Source organism: Methyloceanibacter marginalis (assembly GCF_001723295.1).
Taxonomy (GTDB): Bacteria; Pseudomonadota; Alphaproteobacteria; order Rhizobiales; family Methyloligellaceae; genus Methyloceanibacter; species Methyloceanibacter marginalis.
Genome location: NZ_LPWD01000250.1, coordinates 1 through 2,118 on the forward strand (window position 1 = coordinate 1; position 2,118 = coordinate 2,118).

Annotated in this window: 2 protein-coding genes and 1 pseudogene; all 3 read right to left on the reverse strand. The window is 65.5% G+C overall.

Annotated elements, in window-relative coordinates; translation table 11 throughout:
- Nucleotides 1–99: 99 nt before the first annotated feature.
- Complete coding sequence (locus AUC71_RS09750) at nucleotides 100–633, reverse strand: cysteine rich repeat-containing protein (RefSeq protein WP_069624112.1); 534 nt, start codon at nucleotides 631–633, stop codon at nucleotides 100–102.
- Between the two features lie 192 nt (nucleotides 634–825).
- The gene (gene ilvC / locus AUC71_RS09755) at nucleotides 826–1,836 is read right to left on the reverse strand and encodes a ketol-acid reductoisomerase (protein WP_244500886.1); all 1,011 of its coding nucleotides are present in this window, start codon (nucleotides 1,834–1,836) and stop codon (nucleotides 826–828) included.
- A gap of 81 nt (nucleotides 1,837–1,917) precedes the next feature.
- A pseudogene (locus AUC71_RS09760) lies at nucleotides 1,918–2,118 on the reverse strand (acetolactate synthase small subunit); the annotation flags it as partial.

Consider the following 2,118-nt stretch of genomic DNA (forward strand, 5'->3'; position numbering starts at 1 on the left):
GCATCCACGATTTGCGGCCGTGCAGTGGGCTCAATCGTGGATGGCCGGGACGAGCCCGGCCATGACGAAACTGGTGTGCAGCGGCACAAGCCCGTTCGCTCAATTGCTGAGCTTGGCGAGCGCGCCCTGACAGTCCGGCGTCAGATCGGATTTGTGGCTGAACAGGCAGCGCAGGACGCGGCCCTGGCCGACATCGATATCCGCGCAATAGGTCTCGAGCTCCTGGCGGCAATGGCGCTGGACCATCAGCTTCTTGCGCGGCGGGATGAAGCCGATGATGGCCGGGCCCTCGTCTGAAGCTTCAGGCGTGGGGGCGGATCCGTCGCCGCGGCTTTGGCCGGCGGGGCCGCTTCCGGCGCTGGCGTTTTCGGGTGGAGGCGCCGCGGCGGCTTTGGGGGCCGATGCCGGCGTGCTTTCTTGCGGTGCGGGGCTTGCCGACTTCGTCTGCGGCTCCTCGGCAGGTGCAGCCTCTTGTTGCGGCGCCGGCGCGGGCGTGGCCGGAGGAGCAGGTTCAGCCGCCGGAGCCGGCTCTTGGCAGGCGCAGGTGCCTTTGCCGGGGCCGGTGCGGGCGTGGCGGCCTTGATCGCCGTCTGACAGCCGGCCGACAGGCTCGCCATGTGCTCCTTGAGGCATTGGAACGCTTCCGCCCCGCCGCGCGGCACGCCCCAGCAATTGGACATGAAATCGGAGCGGCAATTGGCCTTGATGGCGTCGAGCTGCGCCTCGGTCGCTTCGCCACGGCGGGTTGAGCGCCGCACAGGATCAGCGCCGCGAGCAGGCCGGCAGAAGTCGCGAAACGTTGCATCATGTCCCCGAGGCTGAGCGTCAGTTCTTGGCTTTGTCGACCATCTTGCGCTCGGCGATCCACGGCATCATGTCGCGCAGCTTCTTACCCACAACTTCCATGTCGTGGCTGTCGCATTTGGCGCGCATGGCCTTGAAGCTCGGCTGATTGATCTTGTTCTCGAGCATCCACTCCTTGACGAACTTGCCGGACTGGATGTCGGTCAGGCACCTCTTTGGCGGCCTTGCTCGCCTGGTCGCGCGCGGGCCGGAGACGTACTCGCCATACTCGGCGGTGTTGGAGACCGAATAGTTCATGTTGGCGATGCCGCCTTCGTAGATGAGGTCGACGATCAGCTTCACCTCGTGCACGCACTCGAAATAGGCCATCTCCGGCGCGTAGCCCGCCTCGATGAGCGTCTCGTAGCCGTTGCGCATCAGCTCGACCAGGCCGCCGCACAGCACGGACTGCTCGCCGAAGAGATCGGTCTCGCATTCCTCGCGGAAGGTGGTCTCGATGATGCCGGCGCGGCCGCCGCCGATGGCGGACGCATAGGACAGCGACAGATCATGCGCATTGCCCGTGGCGTCCTGGGCGATGGCCACCAGGCAGGGCACGCCCGCCGCGCGAATATTCGGCGCGCACCGTGTGGCCCGGGCCCTTCGGCGCCACCATGCAGACATCCATGTCGCGCGCGGCTCGATGAGATTGAAATGAATGTTGAGCCCGTGGGCGAAGAACAGCGCGGCGCCTTCCTTCATGTTGGGCTTGAGGTCGTTCTGCCAGATCTCGCCCTGCAGCTCGTCCGGGGTGAGCATCATCACCACGTCGGCCCATTTGGCGGCATCGGCCACGGACATGACCTTGAGGCCTGCGCCTTCGGCCTTGGCGGCGGACTTTGAGCCCGGGCGCAAGCCCACCGCGACATCCTTCACGCCAGACTCTTTCAGGTTCAGCGCATGCGCGTGTCCCTGGCTGCCATAGCCGATGATGGCGACCTTCTTGCCTTTGATCAGATTGAGATCGGCATCCCGATCGTAATAGACGCGCATACCTGTTCCCCTACGTATGAAGTCTGAGATGTGGTTCGGCCCGGGTTTTGCCGCCGGACCCGCGAAAAGACAAGTGGCCCGTTACATCCGCTCCGGGCCGCGGGCGATGGCCGCCAGCCCCGTGCGGCAAACCTCGACGAGACCGAGCGGCTGCATCAGCACGATGAACTGCTCGATCTTGGATTGCGCCCGGTGATCTCGAACACGAAATGCTCGGTGGAGGCGTCGATCACCTGGGCGCGGAAGGCCTCCGCCAAACGCAGCGCCTCGACCCGCTTCTCG

Coding starts and splice junctions, on each gene's coding strand:
- AUC71_RS09750 (WP_069624112.1), bottom strand. CDS start 633: ATGCCTCAAGGAGCACATGGCGAGCCTGTCGGCCGGCTGTCAGACGGC.
- ilvC (WP_244500886.1), bottom strand. CDS start 1,836: ATGCGCGTCTATTACGATCGGGATGCCGATCTCAATCTGATCAAAGGC.